This is a genomic window from Caballeronia glathei (genome assembly GCF_000698595.1).
GTDB lineage: Bacteria > Pseudomonadota > Gammaproteobacteria > Burkholderiales > Burkholderiaceae > Caballeronia > Caballeronia glathei.
The window spans coordinates 12,707-35,759 of record NZ_JFHC01000061.1; the positions used below are offsets into that span (position 1 = coordinate 12,707).

A 23,053-nucleotide genomic window follows, 5' to 3' on the forward strand; every position below is an offset into this window, starting at 1 on the left:
TCCGAGTTCCTCGTTGCGAGCCTCGCGGGGCACGAGCGGGAGGGCGGCTTCAGCGGCCTCACGTCGTCGCAGGCCGCGATCTTTACGCGCGTGTGCCGCTGCATCGAGGCGCGCCTGGCCGACCCCGAGATGAGCCTCGCGCTCGTCGCGAAGGAAGAGCGCGTGTCGCCGCGCTACCTGCAGAAACTCTTCGAAACCGTGGGGCAAAGCTTCTCGACGTATCTGCGGCTGCGGCGCCTCGAACGCTGCCGCGCCGAGCTCGTCGATCCGCGCTTCGAGAAGATGTCGATTTCCAACATCTGCTTTCGATGGGGCTTCAACGATCCCGCGCATTTCAGCCGCGCCTTTCGCGAGCAGTACCGGACCTCGCCGCGCACGTTCCGCCACGAGGCGAGTCTCGCGCTGGCGCGGCATCTGGTGCGGCGCATCTCGCGCGGGCTGCCTGTCAACGCGCAGGGGCTGCTCACGCATGCGCGGCAGGGCGAGCCTGCGGCGGATCGCCGGCCGCCCGCCGCATCGAACGATGCGCGCGCGCTCCTCGCCCAGCCACACGCAGACGAACAGGCCGGCGACGTCGAGACCGTGGTGCGGCGTTCGGGCAAGCCGCGCCATCACTTGCTGCGTGCGACGGCGAACACCGTGCACTGGGGCTATTTCAGCCACGACCTGAAGCCCGTGCTCGAAGTGGAGAGCGGCGACACGGTGACGATCGAGACGCTCACGCAGCACGCATCGGATGACTGGGCGCGCATGGTCGCAGGCGACCCGGGCGCCGAGAGCGTGTTCCACTGGACATCCGAGCGCAAGAACGTCAACCGGCGCGGCGCGGGTCCGATCGATGCATCGATCTATGGCCGTGGGGCGGGCGAGGGCTTCGGCGTGCACATCTGCACCGGGCCGGTCGCGGTGCGCGGCGCGGAACCCGGCGACGTGCTGGAGGTGAGGATCCTCGACATCCACGCGCGGCGCTGCGCAAACCCGCAGTTCGCCGGGCGCGTGTTCGGCAGCAATGCGGCGGCGTGGTGGGGCTTTCATTATCGCGAGCTCCTGACCGAGCCGAAGCCGCGCGAAGTGGTCACCATCTACGAACTCGACGCGGAGCTGACCGACAGCGGCGCCGCGTGCGCTCGCGCCGTCTACAACTTTCGCTGGACGCCGCAGCGCGACCCCTTCGGCGTGATGCATCCGACGATCGACTACCCCGGCGTGCCGGTCGATCATTCGACGGTCGTCGAGAACCACGGCATTCTGAAGGACGTGAAGATCCCCGTGCGTCCGCACTTCGGACTGATCGCGGTCGCGCCGCAGCAGGACGGGCTGATCGACTCGATACCGCCATCGGCATTCGGCGGCAACCTCGACAACTGGCGGCTCGCGCGCGGCGCGAGCGTGTATCTGCCGGTGGGCGTGGCGGGCGCGTTGCTCTCGATCGGCGACCCGCATGCGTCGCAAGGCGACTCGGAGCTGTGCGGCACGGCCATCGAATGTTCGCTGACGGGCGACTTCAGGCTCGTGCTGCACAAGAAGGAGACGCTTGCGAACCAGCCGTTCGCGGACCTGACGTATCCGCTCGTCGAGACCGCCGACGAATGGGTGCTGCACGGCTTCAGCCACGCCAACTATCTCGCCGAGTTCGGCACGCAGGCGCAAAGCAAGGTCTATGAAAAGTCGACGCTCGATCTTGCGATGCGCGACGCGTTCATCAAGACCCGGCGCTTCCTCATGACGACGCGCGGCCTGACCGAGGACGAGGCGATCTCGCTGATGTCCGTCGCGGTCGATTTCGGCGTGACGCAGGTGGTCGACGGCAACTGGGGCGTGCACGCGATCATCCGCAAGTCGCTGTTCGAGGACTAACCAGGCGGCGCCCCAACCGGGCGCTGACGGGGGCGGATCAGAGCATCGGCATGTGCAGATGATGCGGGTCGGCGAGCGTATCGGCGACGCGCCGCAACGCCTCGCGGCAGTCCTCGCGGTCCTGCGGGCCGCCGAGGCACAGGCGCAGCGCGTTGGGCGGATTGCCGTCGGTCGAGAAGGCCGCGCCCGCCACCGCGCCGATGCCCTGCGTGCGAAGCTGGAGCGCGAGTTCCGACGCGCTCCAGTCGCAGCGCGAAGGAATCGGCAGCCAGAGGTGAAAGCCGTGGGGATGCGCGTCGAAGGCGAAATCGCCAAGCGTCTGACGCGCGATCGCCTGGCGGGCGCCCGCCTCGGCACGAATGGAAAGCAGCATGTCGCGCGCGGTGCCGTCGTTGATCCATTGCGTCGCGAGCAGCACGGTGAAGGGGCTTGGCATCACGGTGGTCGCGCGCAGCGCGCCCGCGACGCGCTGCGTCTGCCGCGCGGTCGGCGCTTTCAGATAGGCGACGCGCAAGCCCGCGCCGAGTGTCTTTGACAGCCCTGTCACGTGATAGGTCAGCTCCGGCGCAAGCGCGGCGAGCGCGGCGGGCGCGTCTTCGGGCAGCATGCCGTAAGGCTCGTCTTCGATGATCGGCACGTTGTAGCGCAGCGCCACGTCGGCGAGCGCTTCGCGCCGCTGCATCGAGAGCGTCAGCGTGCTCGGATTCTGCAGCGTCGGGTTGCAGTAGAAGCCCCCCGGGCGCTCGACCTTGCAGAGCGCCTCGAACGCATGTGGCAGCGGTCCTTCGTCGTCGCGTGCGAGCGCCTGCAGACGCACGCCGAGCTGCGACGCGATCGCCTTGATGCCGGGGTACGCGAGCGAATCGAGGCAGAGCATGTCGCCCGGCCGCGCAAGCTGCGAGACCAGCGCGACGAGCGCGCTGTGAATGCCGGGGCACACGAGCACCGTATCGTCCGTGCAGTCCGGCAGACGGTGCCTGAGCCACGCGATGCCTGCAGCGCGGTCGGCCGCGGTGCCGCCAAAGTCCTGATAGCGCAGCAACTGGTACGGGTCCGTGTTCTGCAACAGGTTTGCCGCCGACGCGCGCAGACGCGCGGCGAGCTCGGGCGGCTCGGGCGGCATGTTCATCGACATCTCGATGCTGCTGCCGCCCGCGAGCGGCAGCGTTTGCGTGCGGCCGCGCACGAACGTGCCGCTGCCCGCGCGCGCATCGAGCAGGCCGCGCTTGCGGGCCTCGGCATAGCCGCGCGCGACGGTGGTGTAGTTCAGGCAGAGCGCATCGGCGAGATCGCGCAGACCGGGCAGCCGGTCGCGCGGGCGCAGCCGTCCGCTTGCGAGATCTTCCTCGATCAGATCGGGAATCGTCAGATAAGCCGGCTTGCGGCTTTGCTCCAGCTTTCTGATCCAGTGATGCGCCGGGTTATTCATGACGGTATTTCATCCGTTGAGTTTGATCGACATTAGCACGCGCAATAGGAAAACAAAAAAACATATCGCGCGCATTCTGGTGCATTGATCGCATTGATTGCATCAATGCACGGCTTCGGTGTGCCGCGCACCAGCCGCACGCGCACATGCGCAGAAAACGTGCGTCCCGGCGTTGGCGCGGGAAGCGTGCAACGCCGCCGGACCGCTGTCGCATAGGGCTTTGCGAAAATTTTTTCGGCTCCGCTTCGCACTCGTGTTTTGCTTGATTGCAAAGTGATTGCATTTAACGGGCCAATCATTGGCATATCCGTTGCATTTAATGGCCAGCAGTCTGAATCAACCATCGGATTTTCATTTCATAAACCAGAGATTAAATAGGAGCGCGCCATGCCTGCTGTCAGCCATCCCCTTCATAAAAGCGGCGACTATCTGGTCGACTACGAGGAAAAGGTGTTCGAGGACGTGAAAGCCGAGCCCGGCGAAAAGGCGCTCGTCACCTTTCACACGGTCGCGTTCGAAGGATCGATCGGCTTCGTCAACCTGCTGCAGGCAACTCGCCTTCAGCGCAAGGGCTTCGAAACATCCGTCCTGCTGTACGGACCCGGCGTCACGCTCGGCTTGCAGCGCGGCTTCCCGACGCTCGGCGACGAAGCGTTTCCCGGTCACCTGAACTTCAACAAGCAACTGATGAAGTTCATGGCCGAGGGCGGCAAGGTCTACGCATGCCGCTTTGCCTTGCAGGCGCTCTACGGTCACGGCGAAGCGTCGCTGATCGAGGGCATTCGCCCGATCAGCCCGCTCGACGTGCTCGACATCCAGCTGCTTCACCGCAAGGAGAATGCGCTGGTGATCCACACGTGGACCGTCTAGCGCGAGAGTGACGACCATGCCCGACAAACGCATCGTTCGCGCGGCCGCCGTGCAGATCGCACCGGACTTCGAGCGCCCGGGCGGCACGCTCGAGAGGGTTTGCAGCGCCATCGACGAAGCCGCGTCGAAGCGCGTGCAACTGATCGTGTTCCCGGAAACGTTCGTGCCGTACTACCCGTACTTCTCGTTCGTGCGGCCGCCGGTCGCCTCGGGCGCCGATCACATGCGGCTCTACGAAGAGGCGGTCGTCGTGCCGGGGCCGGTTACGCAGGCCGTGTCCGAGCGCGCGCGCCTGCACCGGATGGTGGTCGTGCTCGGCGTCAACGAGCGGGACCACGGCAGCCTCTACAACACGCAGCTCGTCTTCGATGTGGATGGCCGCCTCGCGTTGAAGCGCCGCAAGATCACGCCGACCTTTCACGAACGCATGATCTGGGGCCAGGGCGATGCGGCGGGGCTGAAGGTCGCGCAAACGGGCATCGGGCGGGTCGGCGCGCTTGCGTGCTGGGAGCACTACAACCCGCTCGCGCGCTACGCACTGATGACGCAGCACGAAGAAATTCACTGCAGCCAGTTTCCGGGCTCGCTCGTCGGGCCGATCTTCGCGGAGCAGATCGAAGTGACGATCCGTCATCACGCGCTCGAATCGGGCTGCTTCGTCGTCAACGCGACGGGCTGGCTCACCGAGGCGCAGATCGCCTCGGTGACGAGCGACCCCGCGTTGCAGAAGGCACTGCGCGGCGGCTGCAATACGGCGATCGTCTCGCCGGAAGGCCAGCATCTTGCCGAGCCGCTGCGCGAAGGCGAGGGCATGGTGATCGCGGACCTGGACATGTCGCTGATCACGAAGCGCAAACGCATGATGGATTCGGTCGGCCACTACGCGCGCCCCGAACTGCTGCGCCTTGCGATCAACGCCGATCCGGCGTCGACCGTCATGCCGATGGCATCGCATCCGAACACCCCATCAACCGGAGAGCCGGACCATGAAAGCGAGCGAGAACCTGTCGGCGTCGAGCCGTCAGCTGATGACTGAACTGCAGTCGGCGGGACTGCGTCTCGTCGATCCTCGCGCGGGCGCGTCGAGCCGGCGCGGTGGCGCGGGGCCGTCGGACCACAAGGCCGTGACCGTGGATGGCGTCACGATCATGGTGCCGGTGCATACGAGCACCGCGTGGAATTCGCCCTTCATCGCGTCGCAGCCGGACGCGCACGGCACGAGCGCGCTCATGCGCGGCACGATTCCGATTGCGAACATCAGCTTTCCGAAGGCGCCGCGCTTTTACGGCATGCAGACGCTTGACGGCGTGCCGTATTCGCATATCGCCACACTGCACAGTGCCGATGTGCTCGCGACCACGGTCCTGCAAACGTGCATACGCTATGAAAGCCGGCGCAAGTCGTGCAAGTTCTGCGCGATCGGACAGTCGCTCGCGGCGGGACGCACCATCGCGCGCAAGACGCCGGAGCAGCTTGCCGAAGTCGCGCGCGCGGCCGTGCTGCTCGACGGCGTGAAGCACATGGTGCTGACCACCGGCACGCCGCCCACGCCCGATCGCGGCGCGCAGATCCTGTGCGACAGCGCGTTCGCCATCAAGGCCGCGGTCGATCTGCCGATCCAGGCGCAATGCGAGCCGCCCGACGACGACCGCTGGTTCGAGCGCATGAAGGCGAGCGGCATCGATACGCTCGGCATGCATCTCGAAGTGGTCACGCCCGCGTTGCGTGAGCGGATCATGCCCGGCAAGGCAAGCGTGCCGCTCGCGCGCTACATGGAAGCGTTCAGGGCGGCCGTTGCGGTGTTTGGGCGCGCCCAGGTGAGCACGTATATCCTCGCCGGGCTCGGCGACAGCGCCGAGGCGATCGTCGATATCGCGCGCGAACTGATCGGCATCGGCGTGTATCCGTTCGTCGTGCCCTTCGTGCCGATCAGCGGCACGCCGCTCGAGGATCATCCCGCGCCCACGCCCGAGTTCATGCGCTCTGTGCTTGCGCCCATCGGCGCGATGCTGGCGCAGGCCGGCATGCGCTCGGCCGACATCAAGGCCGGCTGCGGCAAGTGCGGGGCATGCTCGTCGCTCTCGTCCTACGAGGTCTGACCATGTTCATTGATGCCATCGAGCCCGATGTCTCCGCGCTCGCGTACACGCCCGCCGAGTACCGCATCAAATGGGCGACGCTGCCGTGGGAAGCCGAGGAAGCATACAAGCTCCGGCGCGCCGTGTTCTGCGTCGAGCAGGGCGTTTTTGTCGGCGACGATCGCGACGACACCGACGAACACGCGCAACTGCTCGTCGCGCTGAGCTGCGTGGCCGGCATGCCGGAACAGGTGGTCGGCACCGTGCGCATTCATGAAACGGGGCCGGGCGTGTGGTTCGGCTCGCGGCTCGCCGTGCATGCCGCGTTCCGCTCGCACGGCAAGATCGGCTCGACCCTGATCCGGCTCGCCGTGAGCAGCGCGCATGCGCTTGGCTGCAAGACGTTCCTCGCTCACGTGCAGGCGCAGAACGTGCCGCTGTTCCGGCGTCTCGGGTGGGACACGCAGCGCGAGGAAACGATCTTCGGCCGGCCTCATCACCTGATGCAGGCGCGGCTCGAAGCGTACCCGCCCTGCGCCACGCCCAGAAGCGGCTTCGTCGCATCCGCGCGGAGGGCGTCATGAGCCTGGGCGCGATGATCGCGCGGCTCTGCGCAAGCCGCGGTTTTCTGCACAAGAACGATATCGCGGATGTGGTCGCGACGCTCGCCGAGCGGCTGCCGCGCGGCGAGCGCGATCTCGCGCAGGCGGTCGCGGTGGGCGACGACTGCGCGGCCATTCGCGACGGCGACGGCTACCTGCTCTTCGCGATTGAAGGCATGGTGAGCGACTTCGTCGAAGCGATGCCGTGGTTCGCGGGCTACAGCAGCGTGATGGTGAACATCAGCGATGTCTACGCGATGGGCGGCCGACCGCTTGCCGTCGTCGACGCATTGTGGAGCGACGGCATCGGCGCCGCGGATCAGGTGCTCGCGGGCATGGCCGCGGCGTCGGTTGCCTACGGCGTGCCGGTGGTCGGCGGACACAGCAATGTGCGCAGCACGCAGTCACAGCTTGCCGTGGCGATCCTCGGCCGCGCGCAGGCACTGCTTTCGAGCTTCGACGCGCGCCCCGGCGACCGGCTCCTGATGGCGGTGGATCTGCGCGGCCGATTCGAGGACCCGTATCCGTTCTGGAACGCATCGGTGGGCGCGCCCGAAGGACGCCTGCGCGCCGACCTCGACGTGCTGCCGTCGCTCGCGGAAGACGCGCTTTGCGCCGCGGCGAAGGACATCAGCATGGCGGGAACACTGGGCACCGCATTGATGCTGCTCGAATGCTCCGGCGTGGGTGCGCGCATCGACCTCGGCGCGATGCCGCGCCCCGCAGGCGTCGATTTCGAGCGCTGGCTCACGGCGTTTCCGAGCTTCGGCTTTCTGTTGTCGGTGCGCGAGGAGCATATGCAGGAGGTCATCGCGCGCTTTGCCGCACGCTCGCTCGCCTGCGCGGCGATCGGGACCGTCACGGCGTCGCGCGAGGTGATCGTGCAGCAAGGCGAAGAGAGCGCGCCGCTATGGAACTTCGATGAAGCGCCCTTCATGCGCGCACGCGAGAAGAACGCAGCGGACCCGGACGCGGTGGACGCGCAAGCAACGGGCGCGCCGCGCGACCACCATTCCATCCGGACGGAGGCCTGAACATGCCAGCCATGCATTTCACGATCAGATGGCCCGACGGCGAGGAAGCGCGTTGCTATTCGCCTTCGACCATCGTGCGCGAGTTCTTCGCGGCGGGGAGCGACTATGCGGTGGGCGAGTTCGTCGCGCGCTCGCGCGAGGCGCTGACGATCGGGTCCGAACGCGTGCGCCAGAAGTACGGTTTCGCGTGCTCTTCCGCGCTCGATCAGCTTGCGCAAATCGAACACCATGCGCGCCGCTTCGACGGCGAGCCGCGCGCCGTCGTCACCGTGCTCGCGCTCGGCTGAGCGTGCAGGCACGTCGGTCTTCAGTGGTCTTGTCTTCGTTTATCGGGAATCGAACATGTCGAACGCAACCTTGGCGAAAGAACCCTCGCCCGCAAGCGGCGCTCATTACAGCGTGATCGTCGTGGGCGGCGGGCAGGCGGGCCTGTCCGTGAGCCACTATCTTCAGCAGGCGGGCATCGATCACCTCGTGCTGGAGAAGCACTCGGTGACGCATACCTGGCGCAGCCAGCGCTGGGACAACTTCTGCCTCGTCACGCCGAACTGGCAGTGCCAGTTGCCGGGGCACCCGTACAACGGCACGGACCCGCACGGCTTCATGAAGAAGGACGAGATCATCGCGTATCTGGACGCGTTCGTCGCGAAGGTGGACGCGCCGGTGCTGGAGCATGCAGCCGTCGAGCGCGTGCAGCGCGGCGGCGACGGCCGCTTTACCGTGAAGAGCACGCGCGGCGAATTCACGGCGGATCAGGTGGTGGTGGCCTCGGGCGGCTATCACACGCCCATCGTGCCGCGCATGGCCGAGCGTTTGCCTGGCCGCATCGTCCAGTTGCAGTCGTCGGAGTACCGCAACGCGCAGGCGTTGCCCGACGGGGCGGTGCTCGTCGTCGGGTCGGGGCAGTCGGGCGCGCAGATTGCCGAAGACCTGCATCTGGCCGGGCGCAAGGTGTACCTCGCCGTCGGAGAAGCGCCGCGTTGCGCACGCTTCTATCGCGGCCGCGACGTGGTCGACTGGCTCGCCGACATGCGCTACTACGAGATGCCGGTGCAAGAGCACCCGTTGCGCGAAGGCGTGCGCGACAACACCAACCACTACGTGACGGGCCGCGACGGCGGCCGCGACATCGATCTGCGCCGCTTCGCGCTGGAAGGCATGGAACTGTTCGGGCGGCTTGACGACCTGCGCGACGGGCAACTGCGATTCGCCCCCAACCTTGCCGCCAATCTCGACGACGCCGACGAAACCTATAACCGCATCAACGCGAGCATCGACGGATTCATCGCCAGGAATGGCATCGATGCGCCGCCTGCAACGAGGTATGAAGCGCTGTGGCGGCCGTCCGAAGAACGCACGGCACTCGATGTGGAGGCGAGCGGCATTGCCTCGATCGTGTGGTGCATCGGTTTCAGGCCGGACTTCAGCTGGCTCGACGCGGCGGTGTTCAACGGCCGCGGCCACCCGGCGCACGTGCGCGGCGTGACGGCGTCGCCGGGCATCTATTTCGTCGGGCTGCCGTGGCTGCATACATGGGGGTCGGGACGTTTCTCCGGTGTGGCCCGCGATGCGCAGTTCGTCGTCGATGCGATCCGCGCCGCGCGCGAGACGGTTGTTGCCGACCAGACTGCCGCCGTCTCGGCCTGACGCGATGATGATCAGCTCAGAAGCGTGCTATCTCGCGGGCATGCCGCAGCTCAACTTCACGGGCCTGTCCGAGAACTGGCTGCTCAAGGAGTGCGGCCATCGCCACTGGGAGGCGCTCGCGCGTGAGTCGGGGCGCACGGTGCCGGATTTTGTCGCGGATGACGGAAGCCGCGCGTATGCGGCCTTCACGTCGGTTCGCATGCGCGCGCATGCCTTCGACGAGGTCGGCGAGAACGACGAATTCACCATGCAGACCACGCTTTCCCGCACCGGCGCGGTGCGCCATTTCAGCGAGCATCGGATTGCCTCGCGCAAGGGCGCGATTGCCGACGTGCTGATGTCGTCGACGTTCGTGCGCCGCACGCAGGCTGGCAACAACCGCTCGGTTGCGCGCGCGACGTTCGCGAGGCTGGCCGGAGACATCGCGCCGCCGCCCTCCGACGCCTCCGGCATGCACGCGACGGCCAAGCTGCTGCGCGCCGGAGCGGTGGCGCCGGACGTCGAACGCCTCTTCGGTCAGGCATGCGATCGCGAGCCGGTGGAATTTCTGCCATGTCCGAACAGCGACTTCAACGGTGCGGACTTTCTGTACTTCGCGAGCTTTCAGGCGTTTGTCGACCGTGCGGAGTGGCACGCCCACCGCTTTTTGCAGCCGCCGGTGCTGGCGGACCGCGATCTGTATTTCCACGCCAACATCAACGTCGGCGATACGCTTCGTGTGCGCTTCATGAAGGAGTCGAAGGAACCGGCACATCTGGCGCACTGGTGCGCGATCTTTCGCGCGAGCGACGGCGCGCGGATCGCCGACGTGGTGACGCGCAAGCGCTGGAGGAAGGCATGACGGGCCGCAAGCCGCCGCCGCCGGCCTCGCGTGCCGGTTCGTCGCGGGCAGCGCGGCATCGGCCCGTCGAGATGAAACGCGTCTATACGCCGGCCGATCTGGAGAGCGTGCCGCATCTCGCGAGCCTGCCCGGGCAGGCGCCGTTCGTGCGCGGACCGTATGCGACGATGTACACGCAAAAGCCGTGGACCATCCGTCAGTACGCCGGCTACGCGGATGCCGCCGATTCCAACCTCGCCTTTCGCACGGCGCTCGAACGCGGCGCGCAGGGCCTGTCGGTCGCGTTCGATCTGCCGACGCAGCGCGGCTACGATTCGACCGACGCCGAGGCGCTCGCCGACGTCGGCATGGCAGGCGTCGCGATCGACACGGCCGACGACATGGCGCGTCTTTTCAGGGATATTCCGCTGGACCGCGTATCCGTATCGATGACGATGAACGGTGCCGTGCTCCCCGTGCTCGCCGCCTTCATCGTGGCGGCAGAGGAAAGCGGCGTCGCGCTGCGGTCGCTTTCGGGCACGATCCAGAACGACATCCTGAAGGAGTTCATGGTCCGCAACGCGTATATCCACGCGCCCGAGCCCTCGATGCGAATCGTGGGGGACGTGGTGCACTTTCTGTCGGAACGTGCGCCGCGCTTTCGGCCGCTGTCGGTGTCGGGATATCACTTTCAGGAGGGCGGCGCGGACGCTGTGCTCGAGCTTGCGCTTACGTTCGCGAACGCGCGCGAATACGTGCGCACGCTGCAAGCGCGAGGACTGAACGCCGAGCACGTCTGCGAGCAGTTCAGTTTCTTCTTCGGCGTCGGAACGGATTTTTTCGTCGAGATCGCCAAGCTGCGCGCTGCGCGCATCATCTGGTCGGGCATCGCCGGGGAAGCGGGAGCGCGCTCCGATGCGAGCCGCGCGCTGCGCATGCACTGCCAGACTTCGGGCTGGTCACTGAGCGCGCGGCAGCCGGACAACAATATCGTGAGAACGACCGTCGAGGCGATGGCGGCCGTATTCGGCGGCACGCAATCGCTGCATACGAACGCTTTCGACGAAGCGCTGGCGTTGCCGTCGCCCGAGGCCGCCCGGCTCGCGCGCGACACCCAGCTCGTCCTTCAGCACGAGATGGGGCTCTGCGATGTCGTCGATCCGTGGGCCGGGTCGTACATGATGGAGTCGCTCACCTCGCAACTGGTCGAACGCGCGCGCGGCCTGCTCGACGAGATCGAGGCCCAGGGAGGCGTTCTCGATGCGATCCGCTCGGGATGGGTGCAGCACCGTATCCAGGCGTGCGCCGTCGCGACGCAGGCACGCATCGATGCGGGCGAGCAGGTGATCGTCGGGGCGAACGCGTTCGTCTCGCCCGATGCAGCCGACGAGACGCCCCCTTGCTTCGAAATAGACGCGGGGCGCGTGCGCGCTCAGCAAGCGGCGCGGCTCAACGACGTGAAGGCGCACCGCGACGGCGCACGCGTCGAGTCCGCGCTTGCAAGGCTCACGCGCGCCGCGCGCGACGGTTCGGAGAACCTGCTCGCGGTGGCGATCGAATGCATGCGCCTGCGCGCGACAGTCGGCGAGTGCACGCGCGCACTGGAAACGGTGTGGCCGCGCCATGTGCCGTCCGGGCGCACGATTTGCGGCGGCTATGGCACGCGGCTCATGCACGATCAGGCGTGGGATGCCGCGTGCGACAAGGTGCGCGGGCTGACGTCGGCGCTCGGCAGGAAGCCGCGCGTGCTGCTCGCGAAGCTCGGACAGGATGGCCACGACCGCGGCATCGCGGTCGTGGCTGCCGCGCTGTCCGACGCGGGCTTTCATGTGCTGCCGGGCGAACTCTTCGCCTGTGCCGCCGATACGGCGGCGCGCGCCATCGAGGAAGGCTGCGACGTCGTCGGGGTATCGTCGCTGGCCGGTGCGCATCTCGCACTCGTGCCGCAGCTTGCGCAGGAACTCGCTGCGCGGCGTGCGCCGATCGACGTGGTGGCGGGCGGCATCATTCCCGATCCGCACGTTCCGTTGCTGCGGGCGCGGGGCGTGGCGGACGTCTTCGGGCCGGGCGTCGCGCTTCATGCGATCGTCGACCGCCTTGCCCGGCTGATCGAGAGAAGGCGTGCGCGGACCGGCGATCCGGGCGTTCGCGAGCAGGCGGTGGAAATCGCGGCGAGGGCATAAAATACGGGGCATCTTCCAGCCTCCGAAACCCGATCATGCGCTCATGGCGTCTCGACACTCCCAGACTGACCGGGCACCTGGATCTCTCCCGGGCGACGAGCCTCGTGTCCGCCATCGGCGGCAGCGATTCGAACGCGTTCGCCGCCGAGGTCCTGAAGATGCTGGGCGACGTCGGCGCGATTTCGCAATGCACGGTGTTCGCCTACGAGTTCGGCAACCGGCCGCGCACGATGTCGGTCGCGGATCACCGCGGCGGGCGCTTCCTGCGCGATGTCGCGGACACCTATGCCAAGCTCTTCTACGCACTCGACGGCAATCAGAAGATCGTATCCTCGGCCGGGACCCGCAGGCACGCCCCGGACGTCCTCCTGCATCAGCAGACGAGCGATGACATCGCTCACCGGGGCTATCGCGCCGCCTGCTACCACCAGCCGAACGTGTCGGACCGGCTCTCGCTCCTCTTGCAGCCGACGGCGGATATCTGGCTGTCCGTGAACCTCTACCGCGACCGCAGCGGCGGCGTGTTTCAGGCGCGCGAGATCGCGCTGATCGAATCGTTCGCGCCGCTGATCGCTGCTGCCGCAAAGCATCACTATGCGTTGCTCGGACAGGTCCAGATGGGCATTCCGCAGCTCATGCTGGCCCGCGTCCGCGGCCTGTGCCCCGACTTGTCGAAGCGGGAACTCGACGTGCTGCGCGGTGTGCTCGAAGGGCTGACGGCGCAGGATATCGGCGAGGTGATGGGCGTGAAGGCGTCGAGCGTGGTCACGTATCAGAAGCGGGCCTTCCGCCGCCTCGGCATTTCGAGCCAGCGTCAGTTGTTCGCGCTTTGTATTGCGCCGGGGAAGGTGTAGGCGCCTCCTCGATAAATCAGATCATTGGGCGCGCGCCCGCGCGCCCCTTCTGCCGTGACATCCCGCCGCAGCTTGTACCCATTTTGGGGACAAGCGCACGCGGTGCGCGCTCCATACTCCGGTCATCGCCATACGTCGGTTCATCGACGGAAAAGAAGCGATCGCATTGAGCCTCAGACGCTCGAGTCAGATCCAACCGGAGACAACTGCATGGAAACGACCCCATCGGCCGCAACCCCATCGGCCGATCACAGCGTGCCCGCTGCCCGTGCGCCGCGCGGCGACGCACCGGAACGGCAGGTCATCGCGAAGGTTTCGCGGCATCTGCTGTGGTTCCTGTTCATCCTCTTCTTCTTCTCGTTCCTCGACCGGATCAACATCGGTTTCGCGGGACTGACGATGATGAAGGACCTCGGGCTGAGCGGCGTGCAGTTCGGCCTTGCCACCACGCTCTTCTACATCGCCTATATCGCCTTCGGCATTCCGAGCAACATCGTTCTCGCGCGCATCGGGGCACGGAAATGGATCGGGACGATCATGATCGCGTGGGGCCTCGCCTCCACGGCGACCATGTTTGCGACGAGCCCCGGCACGCTCTACGTGCTGCGCATTCTGGTGGGCATCACCGAAGCGGGCTTTCTGCCCGGCATCCTGCTCTATATGACGTACTGGTTTCCGGGCGCCTATCGCGCGCGAGCCAACGCGCTGTTCATGATCGCCATGCCGGTGACGGCGGCGGTCGGCTCCGCGCTGTCGGGCTTCATCCTGGCCCTCGACGGCACGCTCGGCCTGAAGGGCTGGCAATGGCTGTTTCTGCTGGAAGGCATGCCATCAGCGATACTCGGACTCGTGGTCTACGCCTATCTGCACGACGCGCCGGGCGATGCGCCCTGGCTCGACGCCGACGAAAAGCGCACGCTCGCCCGGACGCTCGCGGCGGAGCATGGCGGCGATGCCGTGCCGCACGCGGTGACGGAAAAGAAGAGCCTCGTCGCCGAACTCATGTCGCCGACGGTCCTGAAGTTCGCGCTCGCCTATTTCTGCCTGGTCAATACGCTCGCGATGGTGGCGGTCTGGACGCCGCTGATCGTGAAGAGCTTCAGCGCCGACGCGAGCAACCGCACGATCGGCCTTCTCGCGGCGATTCCGCAGATCTGCACCATCATTGCGATGATCTGGTGGGGCAGGCGCTCCGACCGCAAGCAGGAGCGCAGATGGCACCTGATGCTGCCGATGCTGTTTTCCGCCGCCGGCTGGCTCTGCACCGCATACTCGGTCAATCCGGTCGCGCAGATGCTGGGGATTTGCCTCGCGTCGGCGGGTTCCTATACGGCCATGTCGATCTTCTGGACCACGCCCGATCATGCGTTGAGCTTTCGCGCCCGCGCGGTCGGTATCGCGGTGATCAACGCCACCGGCAATATCGGTTCGGCGCTGAACCCGCTGGCGGTGGGCTGGCTGAAGGATCTTACGCACAGCTTCTCTGCCGGTCTGATCTATGCGGCGGTGCTGCTCGTGATCGGCGCAGTGGTCGTGGCGGTCCTGCCGATCCAGTCCGCGCCGCGACCTTCCAATGGAGCAAGCAATGAACGCTGAATTCAAGCCCTATCCCTTCACGGCGACGAAATACGCCGCCTGCATCCCCGCGCTGAATGACGGCGTCGAGACGAAGCGGCACGCGGTGACGATCGTGGGCGGCGGCCCCGTGGGTCTGTGCGTCGCGCTGGGGCTCGCCAATCACGGTGTGGCGTCGGTGCTGATCGAAGCGGACGACTCCGTTTGCTACGGCAGCCGCGCGATCTGCATCTCGCGGCGCAGCCTCGAAATCATCGAGCGTCTCGGTGCGCTGGACGGCTTCCTCGAAACGGGTCTGCCGTGGGAGGGCGGCCGCAGCTTCTACCGCGACACCGAAGTCCTGCACTTCAGGATGCCGCAGGACGAGAACCAGAAGCTGCCGCCGATGGTGAACCTCGCGCAATATCACATCGAGCAGTTCCTGCTGGATGCCGCAGAGAAGCGATCCGACCTGATCGACATTCGCTGGCAGACGCGCGTCGCCGCCATCGATTCGCGACCGGACGGCGCCACGCTCAGTCTCTCGACTCCCGAAGGCGACTATGCACTCCGGTCCGACTGGGTGGTCGCATGCGACGGCGGCCGCAGCACGATCCGCGAGGCGCTCGGCCTGCAGTTGAAGGGAACGAGTTACGAAGGCCGCTACGTGATCGTCGATATCGAGCTCGAAAGCGACCGGCCGACCGAGCGTCTCGCTTACTTCGACCCCTCGTCCAATCCGGGCTCGACGGTCCTCGTTCACAAGCAGCCCGACAATGTCTGGCGCATCGATTACCAGCTGCGCGACGGCGAGGACGCCGACGAAGCCGTGAAGCCAGAGAACGTGATGCCGCGCGTGCAGAGCCTGCTCGACATGATGGGCGAGCGCGGCGCATGGTCGCCAATCTGGATCACCATCTACAAGGCGAACGCGCTGACGCTCGAGCGCTATCGGCACGACCGCGTGCTCTTTGCCGGCGACGCCGCGCATCTCGTGCCGATCTTCGGCGTGCGCGGCGCGAACTCCGGCATCGACGACGCCGACAATCTCGCGTGGAAACTGGCGCTGGCCGTGCGGGGCCTCGCATCGGACGCACTGCTCGACAGCTATTCCGACGAACGCGTGTTCGCCACGCACGAGAACCTGAGCTACGGCACGAAGAGCACCGAGTTCATGGCGCCGCCGTCGTTCGCCTTCGACCTGATGCGCCGCGCCGTGCTGAGCCTCGCGGTGAAGCATGAAGGAGTGCGGTCGCTCATCAATCCGCGGCAGACTTCGGCCATCTGCTACACGGAGTCGCCTTTGAACGCGGCGCCAGGCGAGTCATGCGCATTCACTGCCGGTCCTGTGCCGGGCGCCGTGCTGCCGGAGTGTCCGGTGACGATCGTCGCGCGCGGCAGCGAGCGCGAAGGCCATCTCACCGATCTGATCGGACCTTGCTTCGCGCTGCTGCATTTCAGCGAAGACGGATCGATTCCCGCTGAGTTCGCGGCGCTCGAAGCTGCGCTTGATGAGCGGAAGCTGCCGTTCAGGCTGCTCGCCTTGAGTGCGCACGCGCACACCGATCAAACGCGGGACTTCGCACACGATCACACGGGCAGGCTCTTCGCCATGTTCGATGCAACCCCCGGCACCTTGTATGTGATTCGCCCGGACGGGCACGTGCTCGCGCGCTGGAAAGCGCCGCACGCCGCGCAGATTGCGGCAGCGATCGACAGTGCACTTCATTTGCGATCCACTCACTAAAGGAGCACGCCATGACCGACAGCGAACTCGATATTGTCTATACGCGTCTTTGCAACGCGATGACCGGCGTGGGCGAGGCAAGCGCCTCCTTGTTCCTTGCGCGCTTTGCGCTTCTTGCGATCGACACGATCGGTGACCGGGACGTGTCGCTGCGCCTGATCGAAGAGGCGCGCGAGGGCATGACCGGCTGACGCCGTCTTCGCATTCAACACTCATCCTCAGCGAGGCGCTGAGCCACCCGGCCCGCAGTCGAGTGGCGGCGCCTCGCCTCTCTCGCAGTTCATCTCACCGTCCCTTCGGACCGGTCCTCCCTGCCGCGCCCCTTTTCGGTGCGACGCGCGCCTTTGCATCGGTGGAATAAACCGACGAATCCGGTTGTTCTGACCTACGCATTCCCTGCGTTCCTCCCGAAGCTGCGGCATTGCCCGTCATCGCTTCGCGGCTGTTTTGCTTTCCTTTTCAACAAGAGCACGACGAACAACAACTCTCAGGAAATCTGTTCATGATGATGAAGAAGACACGCAGGACCGTGACCGCCATCGCGCTTGCCGCCGTTACCCTGACCGGCCTCGCAGCATGCGGGGGAGGGGACGACGACTCCCCGCCGTCCACGCCGTTCAAGGCGACGACGCTGGTTTCCGATGGCAGTGTCGCCGCGCCCCATACCGATCCGAACCTGCAGAACGGCTGGGGCGTCGCGCTCAGCGCCAAGAGCACGTTCTGGGTGTCCGACAACAATGCGCACAAGGCAACGCTATACGACGGCAACGGTGTCGTGCAGCCGCTCGTCGTCACCATTCCAGACGGCACGAACGGCCCTTCCGGTCCGACCGGCATCATCTCCAATGCGACGACGGACTTCGTGATCAGCGCGAGCGGCAAGTCGAGCAGCGCGGCCTTCATCTGGGCGACGGACGCGGGCACGATCGCGGCATGGTCGCCCAACGTGCTGCCGACCGAAGCCGTCACCGCCTTCGACGACGCGGCGGGCGGGGCGGTCTACCGGGGCCTGACGGCTGCAACCGTGAACGGTCAGAACATGCTGTACGCGGCCGATTTCCATAACGCCAAGGTCGACGTCTTCAACGCGTCGTTCCAGAAGTTCCAGCTCGACGGACAGTTCAAGGACCCGACACTGCCCGCCGGCTTCGCGCCGTTTGGCATCCAGACGATCGGCAACAGCATCTTTGTCACGTACGCGAAGCAGAACGCGGCTGCGGTCGCGCAGGTCGTCGGCGCCGGCTTTGGCATTCTCGACCAGTTCGACACCAGCGGTCACTTCATCAAGCAGTTCGTCGGCGTGGGCGGCGTGCTCAATGCGCCGTGGGGTGTGGCGCAGGCGCCTGCGAACTTCGGGCCGCTCAGCAACCAGCTTCTCGTCGGCAACTTCGGCGACGGAACGATCGAAGCATTCGACCCGACGAGCGGACACGACCTCGGCAAGCTCGTGCTGAGCGACGGCAAGCCGTTCACGCAGGCGGGATTGTGGGGGATCAGCTTCGGCAACGATACCAACAACCAGCCGAAGAACACGCTGTTCTTTGCAGCGGGGCCGAGCAAGCCGACGGGCGTGTTCGGCCGCATCGACGCGTCGGGCAACTAGTTTCGCGCGCGTCATCGTCGTAGAGGCGCGTGCATCGCATGCGCCTCTTGAGCGGATGCGTACTCCGCACGCACTGACAGATCCAAGGAATAAACCCTTCGGACGATTGTTCTACGGATGGAGCCGCCCGTCGCTGCTGGTGGTGTCGAGGTATCGGAAGGATTCGGCAACCGCATTTCCAGTCGGGACGCGCACTCGCTCGCGGCTCCGTTCTATGTGGTCGCGGCGCGCAGCTTCTTTCAGGGCATTCAGGCAGCGAAGGGCGAGTAACACGGGAGACGTCATGGCCCGGATACAGCCGTCGGGGCGAATTCCAATTCGACCCCGATTGTATTTCCCACTCCTTTGCGACTCCTCTGCGAGCCCGTGTGCGCAAAGCCGAGAGGTGCGCAGATGATCCGTCCCGTCTCTTTCGTGTTACGAATCGTAGCAATTCGCCGATCAAAATTACAGGACGTTTATGTATGCTTCGGGCACGACAAACGACGCGAGGTCGTTACGTTTCCTCGACACGGAGAAAAGCATGAAGCGCCTTATGTCGGTCCTGCTCGTAAGCGCGAGCGTCTTGAGCGGATGTGCGGTCTATGTGCCGGACGCGCCTGTCGTTGTCGGCAAGCCGCAGGGCGGGCCGGGCAACGGCTTCTGTCCGCCGGGCCAGGCGAAAAAGGGCAATTGCTGAAGCACCGGACCGATGCGGCTCATGCCGCTTCGTACGCCGCACCGATCGCCCTTTCGTCACAACCGTCCCCGCTCTTTCGTCTTGTCGAGAGCAATCGTTCATCAACCCGCCCCCGTGCATCCATGTTAAAAATGCTCGTCCCTCTCGCGCTGTGCGCAGGCATGGCAGGGTGCATCGTCGCGCCCCCTTACGCGTATGCTCCGGCTCCCGCATACGGCTATGCCTATGCGCCCGGCTATGCCGTCTATCCTTCCGTCGATGTAGGCGTGCGCTACCGGAGCGGCGGCCGTCACGGCTGGTAGCCGCATGCAGCATACGAACACACGAACCGCGTCTCCCGATGTGGCGCCCGAGCGCGAGTCTGCACGGGGCGACGTGACACCCTACCTGGAAGTCACCGACAGCGAATGGGCGCTCGTCTCGGCACTTGCCGCCCAGCCGATGCGAACGGTGAACCAGCGCGGCCGTCCGCGCGCCGATCCGCGCATCGTGCTCGATGCCGTGCTCTGGCACATCACCACCGGCGAGCGCTGGTCCAGACTTCCGTCCCACTATCCGACCGCGCCAACGTGCCGTCGCCGTTTCATCGACTGGAGCCGCGACGGAACGCTGATCGAAATAGTGGGGCTGCTCGCCTCGACCGGCCGCGTGTTTTCCTACGTGCCCAAGCCCGTTGCCGCGCCATCGAATGCGCCGGACGCAGAGGGAGCGCAGCCGGCCAGTGCAGCGGGGCCCAGCGTGCGCTGGCTCAGGCCGGAGGAATGGCAGACGCGCGATGCGTCGCTTCAGGAGAGCGAGTTGCAGCATGCCTCTTCTCGCGCACCCGTCACACACGAGATGGCGAGAATGCACGAAGATCGCCGCCGCCGCGCGGCGGGTGTCCGGCCTTCCGCTTCGCCGTGCAAGGTGATCCCGCTCGTCGATGGCTATGAGATTCACGCGATCGCCCGTGAAGTCGCTCACGGCATGTTCCGGGGCTGGGCGGAAGTGTTCCGCAACGGCCGGCGGGTCGAACGTTCCGGGCTGATCGGTCCGCGCTGCGTGCGCCCGGATCAGGCGCACGAGCACGCTCGCGCCTGGGCAGAGGCGTGGCTCGAATCGCAGGGCGGCGTGGCGTCGAGGTCCGGCGCGTTGCGGCAAGCCTTCGATACGATGAGCACCCGGACCAGGGTGCCGGAGTGGAAGCATCGGCGGCGTCCGTAGTGTTTGCACGGCGGTGCCCTGGTGGTGACGCGTGCACGGCGCAAGGCCGCCCGCGATGACGCGCGGCAGGCTGCTGCCATCGACTGCCGGCGCCCTTCGTCAGGACCCGCAGCGTCTGTGTTGCGAGCCGCGTCCATAGGCTATGATGTGCGCCGGTTCGACGCCTGAACCGCAGCCCGCTTCCTTACATTCCGAACCGAGAAGGACAACGCCCTTTGGTGCCGCCCGCATCCGCCCGACCGCGCGACGCGCTCGATGTCCTGTGCGCGTTCTTCAAACTCGGACTCACATCGTTCGGCGGGCCGGTTGCCCATCTCGGCTACTTCCGCCGCGAGTTCGTCGAGCGGCGGCAATGGCTCGACGAGAAGACGTACATCGATCTGGTCGCGCTCTGCCAGTTCCTGCCGGGGCCCGCCAGCAGTCAGGTCGGATTTTCGATCGGTCTCATGCGTGCCGGATGGATCGGCGGGCTCGCCGCCTGGTGCGGCTTCACGCTGCCGTCCGTGTTGCTCCTGATCGGGTTCGCAGTGATCGCGCCGGATCTGAATGGACCGCTCGGGCAGGGCCTGATCCACGGCCTCAAGCTCGTCGCCGTCGCGGTCGTCGCTCAGGCCGTGTGGGACATGGCGAGGCGCTTTTGCCCGGACCGGCGGCAAGCGGGCATTGCGCTCATCGCTGTCGCGATTCTTTCGATGCTGGCGACCGTCTATGCGCAATTGCTGGTGATCGCTCTGGGCGCGTTGCTCGGTGTGGTGCTTTGCCGGGATCAGCACGTACCGGCGGACCAGCCCGCGAGCGACGCCCGGCCGTCGATCGCCGTCTCGCGCGCAGCCGGATGGGCAGCACTGGCGGCGTTTCTTCTGCTCCTCTTCGGCTTGCCTGCAATGTCGAATCTGCTCGCGGCGCGAGCCGTCGACATGTTCGATGCGTTCTACCGCTCCGGCGCGCTCGTGTTCGGCGGCGGTCATGTCGTTCTGCCGCTCCTGCAGCAGGAGACGGTCACCACGGGATGGATTCGCCCGGGCGAATTCCTCGCGGGCTACGGAGCCGCGCAAGCCATGCCGGGACCGCTCTTCACGTTCGCCGCATTTCTCGGCTGGAGCATGGCCGATCCGCCGCATCAGTGGGCGGGCGCGGCGCTCGCGACCGCAGGCATCTTTCTGCCGGGCCTCCTGCTCGTGATCGCGGCGCTGCCATACTGGCAAACGTTGCGCACGCGCCCGGGCAGCGCGGCGATGCTCGCGGGCGTGAACGCGGCGGTGGTCGGATTGCTTGCGAGGGCGCTGTATTCGCCGGTCTGGACGAGCGCCGTGATCTCGCGGGTGGATATCTTCATCGCGATCGCCGCATTCTTCATGCTCGTGCGCTGGCGGATGCCGCCGCTTGCCGTGGTCGCGCTCTGTGCGCTCGCAGGCATCGCTGAAGGCGCGTTGCGCTAGATCGCCGCGTCGTATCGAGCGCTTGCAGCGCTCGCGCTTCACGCTTCACGCTCCCTTCCCTGCGCAGTCCCCGCATGCGGGGACGATTTCCCTCCCAAATCGGGGTGTCGAAGACGCGCCATTTGCCGGAAAGTGGCGGCATGAAAACACGGCCCGAATGAAGTCACCACGCGGCCGGACGTCTCCACAACAACACCCTTGCGTAGCGATCGCCTTCAACTCGCTCACCCACGTCTTCTTTTCCCGTTTCCCGTCGCCGGCACTTGATGTGCGTTGCCAGCGCGGGGCGACGAATACTTCGCCTCCAGTACGAGCGAGGCCAACCGTGAAGGACGTACCTGATTATCCCGGCCGGTTCGCGCAGTCGAACGATCGCAATGCGCACGATGCTTCAGCATTGACCCCGTGTGTTGAGCGATGCAGGCGGCATCGGTCGGGAGAACCTGTCAACAGCAAGAGGAAACTGACATGACATGCCCGATTCGATTTGCGCGTTTGGTCATCGCGACGACCGCGACGCTGGCGCTCGGAGCCTTCGGCCAGATCAGCGCGGCAGCCACCGGCAGCGATGGCGCGGACGGTATGCAAGCGGCCCCGGCGGTGGCGCACAATGCGGATATGCGCCGCGAGCAGGCGGCGAGCGGCGCCGGTTCGCCGCTCACGCTGATCGTGCAGACGCCGTCCGGCGGCACATCGCGACTCACGTATGTCGAGAACGACGGCTGGCGGGTCGACGACCGCACCGCCGCACGCGATCCCGACGAAGCGCGGGTGATGCCCGTCGCGACGCAACAGGAGGACCCGGCCGTGAAGCAGCCACTGACCGTTTTCATCGACGGCCCGAGCGGCTACACGTATGTCTGGATGCGCGATGAAGGCTGGAAGTTCGTCGGCCGCATTGCCGGCCGGAGTCGCTGATCCGGAGCCAGGGCTGAAATTCGGCGATGGGTGTTCGATCATGCCAGGCCATTCGACATCGCTACGTAAAACGCTCGCGCGCCCTGTGCCCCGTTGGGGCCAGCGGCGCGCGCGCACGGCCCTGATCGCGCTCGTGTGCCTTGCCGCGGCCACCGCGGTCCGCGCGGGCACGGATGCTGTAGAGGCTGGAAACGCAGCGGCCGACCCGGCCATCGTCAGCGCGTGGCGCACGCTGCGCGCCGCCGACTGCGCCCGCTGCCACGGAAAGGACTATGAGGGGCTGGCCGCTCCCTCCATCGTCGGCTTTGCGCGCTCGCAGAGCCGCGAGATGTTCGTTACCGCCATCCTCGACGGCAATCCGCCCCGCGGCATGCCCGCGTATCGCGACAATCCGCACGTCGCGGACCGCATCGACGACATCTACCGCTATTTCGCGGGACGCGCCAACGGGAGCATCCCCGACGGTCCGCCATCGCGAGGCAAATAGCGGCGCGCTCGCGCGCGGTCGCCCGCCGCTAGCCGCTTACAGAAAACCC

23 protein-coding genes and 1 pseudogene are annotated in these 23,053 nt (G+C 66.3%); 22 read left to right on the forward strand and 2 right to left on the reverse strand.

Annotation, left to right across the window (positions count from 1 at the left end):
- Positions 1 to 60: 60 nt before the first annotated feature.
- Positions 61 to 1,857: pseudogene (locus BG61_RS45070) on the forward strand (acetamidase/formamidase family protein); the annotation flags it as partial.
- Between the two features lie 37 nt (positions 1,858 to 1,894).
- Here BG61_RS45070 and BG61_RS28960 read toward each other — a convergent pair.
- Positions 1,895 to 3,286 carry an aminotransferase-like domain-containing protein gene (locus BG61_RS28960; RefSeq protein ID WP_035928739.1) on the reverse strand — a complete coding sequence of 464 codons (1,392 nt, stop codon included), beginning with the start codon at positions 3,284 to 3,286 and terminating at the stop codon, positions 1,895 to 1,897.
- Between the two features lie 32 nt (positions 3,287 to 3,318).
- Complete coding sequence (locus BG61_RS42205) at positions 3,319 to 3,630, reverse strand: hypothetical protein (protein WP_129572092.1); 312 nt, start codon at positions 3,628 to 3,630, stop codon at positions 3,319 to 3,321.
- Positions 3,631 to 3,673: 43 nt separating this feature from the next.
- Between BG61_RS42205 and BG61_RS28965 the strand changes: the two genes are divergently transcribed.
- The 21 genes from BG61_RS28965 to BG61_RS29055 all read left to right on the forward strand — a co-directional run bounded on the left by BG61_RS28965 (position 3,674) and on the right by BG61_RS29055 (position 23,004).
- Positions 3,674 to 4,156 carry an MSMEG_0572/Sll0783 family nitrogen starvation response protein gene (locus tag BG61_RS28965; RefSeq protein ID WP_035928737.1) on the forward strand — a complete coding sequence of 161 codons (483 nt, stop codon included), beginning with the start codon at positions 3,674 to 3,676 and terminating at the stop codon, positions 4,154 to 4,156.
- Between the two features lie 16 nt (positions 4,157 to 4,172).
- Positions 4,173 to 5,192 carry a Nit6803 family nitrilase gene (locus BG61_RS28970; RefSeq protein ID WP_035928734.1) on the forward strand — a complete coding sequence of 340 codons (1,020 nt, stop codon included), beginning with the start codon at positions 4,173 to 4,175 and terminating at the stop codon, positions 5,190 to 5,192.
- Positions 5,185 to 6,255: an MSMEG_0568 family radical SAM protein gene (locus tag BG61_RS28975; protein WP_035928934.1), complete on the forward strand. Its 1,071-nt coding sequence runs from the start codon at positions 5,185 to 5,187 to the stop codon at positions 6,253 to 6,255. Before BG61_RS28970 ends, BG61_RS28975 begins: the two co-directional genes overlap by 8 nt.
- Positions 6,256 to 6,257: 2 nt before the next feature.
- Positions 6,258 to 6,818, forward strand: a complete 561-nt coding sequence (locus BG61_RS28980) for an MSMEG_0567/Sll0786 family nitrogen starvation N-acetyltransferase (protein ID WP_035928731.1) — start codon at positions 6,258 to 6,260, stop codon at positions 6,816 to 6,818.
- Complete coding sequence (locus tag BG61_RS28985) at positions 6,815 to 7,870, forward strand: sll0787 family AIR synthase-like protein (protein ID WP_081868211.1); 1,056 nt, start codon at positions 6,815 to 6,817, stop codon at positions 7,868 to 7,870. The genes BG61_RS28980 and BG61_RS28985 overlap by 4 nt, the downstream gene beginning before the upstream one ends.
- A gap of 2 nt (positions 7,871 to 7,872) precedes the next feature.
- Complete coding sequence (locus BG61_RS28990; protein ID WP_035928729.1) at positions 7,873 to 8,157, forward strand: MSMEG_0570 family nitrogen starvation response protein; 285 nt, start codon at positions 7,873 to 7,875, stop codon at positions 8,155 to 8,157.
- A 55-nt stretch (positions 8,158 to 8,212) separates the two neighbouring features.
- The gene (locus tag BG61_RS28995; RefSeq protein ID WP_035928726.1) at positions 8,213 to 9,517 is read left to right on the forward strand and encodes an MSMEG_0569 family flavin-dependent oxidoreductase; all 1,305 of its coding nucleotides are present in this window, start codon (positions 8,213 to 8,215) and stop codon (positions 9,515 to 9,517) included.
- Positions 9,518 to 9,521: 4 nt separating this feature from the next.
- Positions 9,522 to 10,358 carry a Pnap_2097 family protein gene (locus tag BG61_RS29000; RefSeq protein ID WP_370818056.1) on the forward strand — a complete coding sequence of 279 codons (837 nt, stop codon included), beginning with the start codon at positions 9,522 to 9,524 and terminating at the stop codon, positions 10,356 to 10,358.
- Positions 10,355 to 12,520 carry a methylmalonyl-CoA mutase gene (gene scpA, locus BG61_RS29005; RefSeq protein WP_051672846.1) on the forward strand — a complete coding sequence of 722 codons (2,166 nt, stop codon included), beginning with the start codon at positions 10,355 to 10,357 and terminating at the stop codon, positions 12,518 to 12,520. The genes BG61_RS29000 and scpA overlap by 4 nt, the downstream gene beginning before the upstream one ends.
- Before the next feature lie 35 nt (positions 12,521 to 12,555).
- Positions 12,556 to 13,374: a helix-turn-helix transcriptional regulator gene (locus tag BG61_RS29010; RefSeq protein WP_035928723.1), complete on the forward strand. Its 819-nt coding sequence runs from the start codon at positions 12,556 to 12,558 to the stop codon at positions 13,372 to 13,374.
- A 210-nt stretch (positions 13,375 to 13,584) separates the two neighbouring features.
- Positions 13,585 to 14,970, forward strand: coding sequence for an MFS transporter (locus BG61_RS29015; RefSeq protein ID WP_035928720.1), 1,386 nt, complete (start codon positions 13,585 to 13,587; stop codon positions 14,968 to 14,970).
- The gene (locus BG61_RS29020) at positions 14,960 to 16,675 is read left to right on the forward strand and encodes an FAD-dependent oxidoreductase (protein WP_035928717.1); all 1,716 of its coding nucleotides are present in this window, start codon (positions 14,960 to 14,962) and stop codon (positions 16,673 to 16,675) included. Before BG61_RS29015 ends, BG61_RS29020 begins: the two co-directional genes overlap by 11 nt.
- Before the next feature lie 11 nt (positions 16,676 to 16,686).
- Positions 16,687 to 16,866, forward strand: coding sequence for a hypothetical protein (locus BG61_RS29025; protein ID WP_035928715.1), 180 nt, complete (start codon positions 16,687 to 16,689; stop codon positions 16,864 to 16,866).
- A gap of 311 nt (positions 16,867 to 17,177) precedes the next feature.
- The gene (locus tag BG61_RS29030; protein ID WP_306434156.1) at positions 17,178 to 18,278 is read left to right on the forward strand and encodes a TIGR03118 family protein; all 1,101 of its coding nucleotides are present in this window, start codon (positions 17,178 to 17,180) and stop codon (positions 18,276 to 18,278) included.
- A 117-nt stretch (positions 18,279 to 18,395) separates the two neighbouring features.
- Positions 18,396 to 18,548 carry a hypothetical protein gene (locus BG61_RS42965; protein ID WP_161783709.1) on the forward strand — a complete coding sequence of 51 codons (153 nt, stop codon included), beginning with the start codon at positions 18,396 to 18,398 and terminating at the stop codon, positions 18,546 to 18,548.
- 253 nt (positions 18,549 to 18,801) lie between these two features.
- Positions 18,802 to 18,957, forward strand: coding sequence for a hypothetical protein (locus BG61_RS43385; RefSeq protein ID WP_035928926.1), 156 nt, complete (start codon positions 18,802 to 18,804; stop codon positions 18,955 to 18,957).
- Between the two features lie 122 nt (positions 18,958 to 19,079).
- Complete coding sequence (locus BG61_RS40455; RefSeq protein ID WP_035928712.1) at positions 19,080 to 19,259, forward strand: hypothetical protein; 180 nt, start codon at positions 19,080 to 19,082, stop codon at positions 19,257 to 19,259.
- Between the two features lie 4 nt (positions 19,260 to 19,263).
- Positions 19,264 to 20,160, forward strand: a complete 897-nt coding sequence (locus BG61_RS29040) for a transposase (protein ID WP_081868212.1) — start codon at positions 19,264 to 19,266, stop codon at positions 20,158 to 20,160.
- Between the two features lie 215 nt (positions 20,161 to 20,375).
- Entirely contained in the window at positions 20,376 to 21,599 is a 1,224-nt protein-coding gene (gene chrA, locus BG61_RS29045; protein ID WP_051672848.1) for a chromate efflux transporter, read from the forward strand.
- 417 nt (positions 21,600 to 22,016) lie between these two features.
- Positions 22,017 to 22,517 (forward strand): hypothetical protein, encoded by a 501-nt coding sequence (locus BG61_RS29050; protein WP_129572091.1) that lies wholly within the window; start codon positions 22,017 to 22,019, stop codon positions 22,515 to 22,517.
- The gene (locus BG61_RS29055) at positions 22,471 to 23,004 is read left to right on the forward strand and encodes a c-type cytochrome (RefSeq protein ID WP_232256054.1); all 534 of its coding nucleotides are present in this window, start codon (positions 22,471 to 22,473) and stop codon (positions 23,002 to 23,004) included. Before BG61_RS29050 ends, BG61_RS29055 begins: the two co-directional genes overlap by 47 nt.
- Positions 23,005 to 23,053 lie beyond the last annotated feature (49 nt).

What these genes read in the sequence shown, in the direction of transcription:
- BG61_RS28960 (WP_035928739.1), bottom strand. Translation starts at nt 3,286, where the DNA reads ATGAATAACCCGGCGCATCACTGGATCAGAAAGCTGGAGCAAAGCCGC.
- BG61_RS42205 (WP_129572092.1), bottom strand. Translation starts at nt 3,630, where the DNA reads ATGGTTGATTCAGACTGCTGGCCATTAAATGCAACGGATATGCCAATG.
- BG61_RS28965 (WP_035928737.1), top strand. Translation starts at nt 3,674, where the DNA reads ATGCCTGCTGTCAGCCATCCCCTTCATAAAAGCGGCGACTATCTGGTC.
- BG61_RS28970 (WP_035928734.1), top strand. Translation starts at nt 4,173, where the DNA reads ATGCCCGACAAACGCATCGTTCGCGCGGCCGCCGTGCAGATCGCACCG.
- BG61_RS28975 (WP_035928934.1), top strand. Translation starts at nt 5,185, where the DNA reads ATGACTGAACTGCAGTCGGCGGGACTGCGTCTCGTCGATCCTCGCGCG.
- BG61_RS28980 (WP_035928731.1), top strand. Translation starts at nt 6,258, where the DNA reads ATGTTCATTGATGCCATCGAGCCCGATGTCTCCGCGCTCGCGTACACG.
- BG61_RS28985 (WP_081868211.1), top strand. Translation starts at nt 6,815, where the DNA reads ATGAGCCTGGGCGCGATGATCGCGCGGCTCTGCGCAAGCCGCGGTTTT.
- BG61_RS28990 (WP_035928729.1), top strand. Translation starts at nt 7,873, where the DNA reads ATGCCAGCCATGCATTTCACGATCAGATGGCCCGACGGCGAGGAAGCG.
- BG61_RS28995 (WP_035928726.1), top strand. Translation starts at nt 8,213, where the DNA reads ATGTCGAACGCAACCTTGGCGAAAGAACCCTCGCCCGCAAGCGGCGCT.
- BG61_RS29000 (WP_370818056.1), top strand. Translation starts at nt 9,522, where the DNA reads ATGATGATCAGCTCAGAAGCGTGCTATCTCGCGGGCATGCCGCAGCTC.
- scpA (WP_051672846.1), top strand. Translation starts at nt 10,355, where the DNA reads ATGACGGGCCGCAAGCCGCCGCCGCCGGCCTCGCGTGCCGGTTCGTCG.
- BG61_RS29010 (WP_035928723.1), top strand. Translation starts at nt 12,556, where the DNA reads ATGCGCTCATGGCGTCTCGACACTCCCAGACTGACCGGGCACCTGGAT.
- BG61_RS29015 (WP_035928720.1), top strand. Translation starts at nt 13,585, where the DNA reads ATGGAAACGACCCCATCGGCCGCAACCCCATCGGCCGATCACAGCGTG.
- BG61_RS29020 (WP_035928717.1), top strand. Translation starts at nt 14,960, where the DNA reads ATGAACGCTGAATTCAAGCCCTATCCCTTCACGGCGACGAAATACGCC.
- BG61_RS29025 (WP_035928715.1), top strand. Translation starts at nt 16,687, where the DNA reads ATGACCGACAGCGAACTCGATATTGTCTATACGCGTCTTTGCAACGCG.
- BG61_RS29030 (WP_306434156.1), top strand. Translation starts at nt 17,178, where the DNA reads ATGATGATGAAGAAGACACGCAGGACCGTGACCGCCATCGCGCTTGCC.
- BG61_RS42965 (WP_161783709.1), top strand. Translation starts at nt 18,396, where the DNA reads ATGGAGCCGCCCGTCGCTGCTGGTGGTGTCGAGGTATCGGAAGGATTC.
- BG61_RS43385 (WP_035928926.1), top strand. Translation starts at nt 18,802, where the DNA reads ATGAAGCGCCTTATGTCGGTCCTGCTCGTAAGCGCGAGCGTCTTGAGC.
- BG61_RS40455 (WP_035928712.1), top strand. Translation starts at nt 19,080, where the DNA reads ATGTTAAAAATGCTCGTCCCTCTCGCGCTGTGCGCAGGCATGGCAGGG.
- BG61_RS29040 (WP_081868212.1), top strand. Translation starts at nt 19,264, where the DNA reads ATGCAGCATACGAACACACGAACCGCGTCTCCCGATGTGGCGCCCGAG.
- BG61_RS29050 (WP_129572091.1), top strand. Translation starts at nt 22,017, where the DNA reads ATGCAGGCGGCATCGGTCGGGAGAACCTGTCAACAGCAAGAGGAAACT.
- BG61_RS29055 (WP_232256054.1), top strand. Translation starts at nt 22,471, where the DNA reads ATGAAGGCTGGAAGTTCGTCGGCCGCATTGCCGGCCGGAGTCGCTGAT.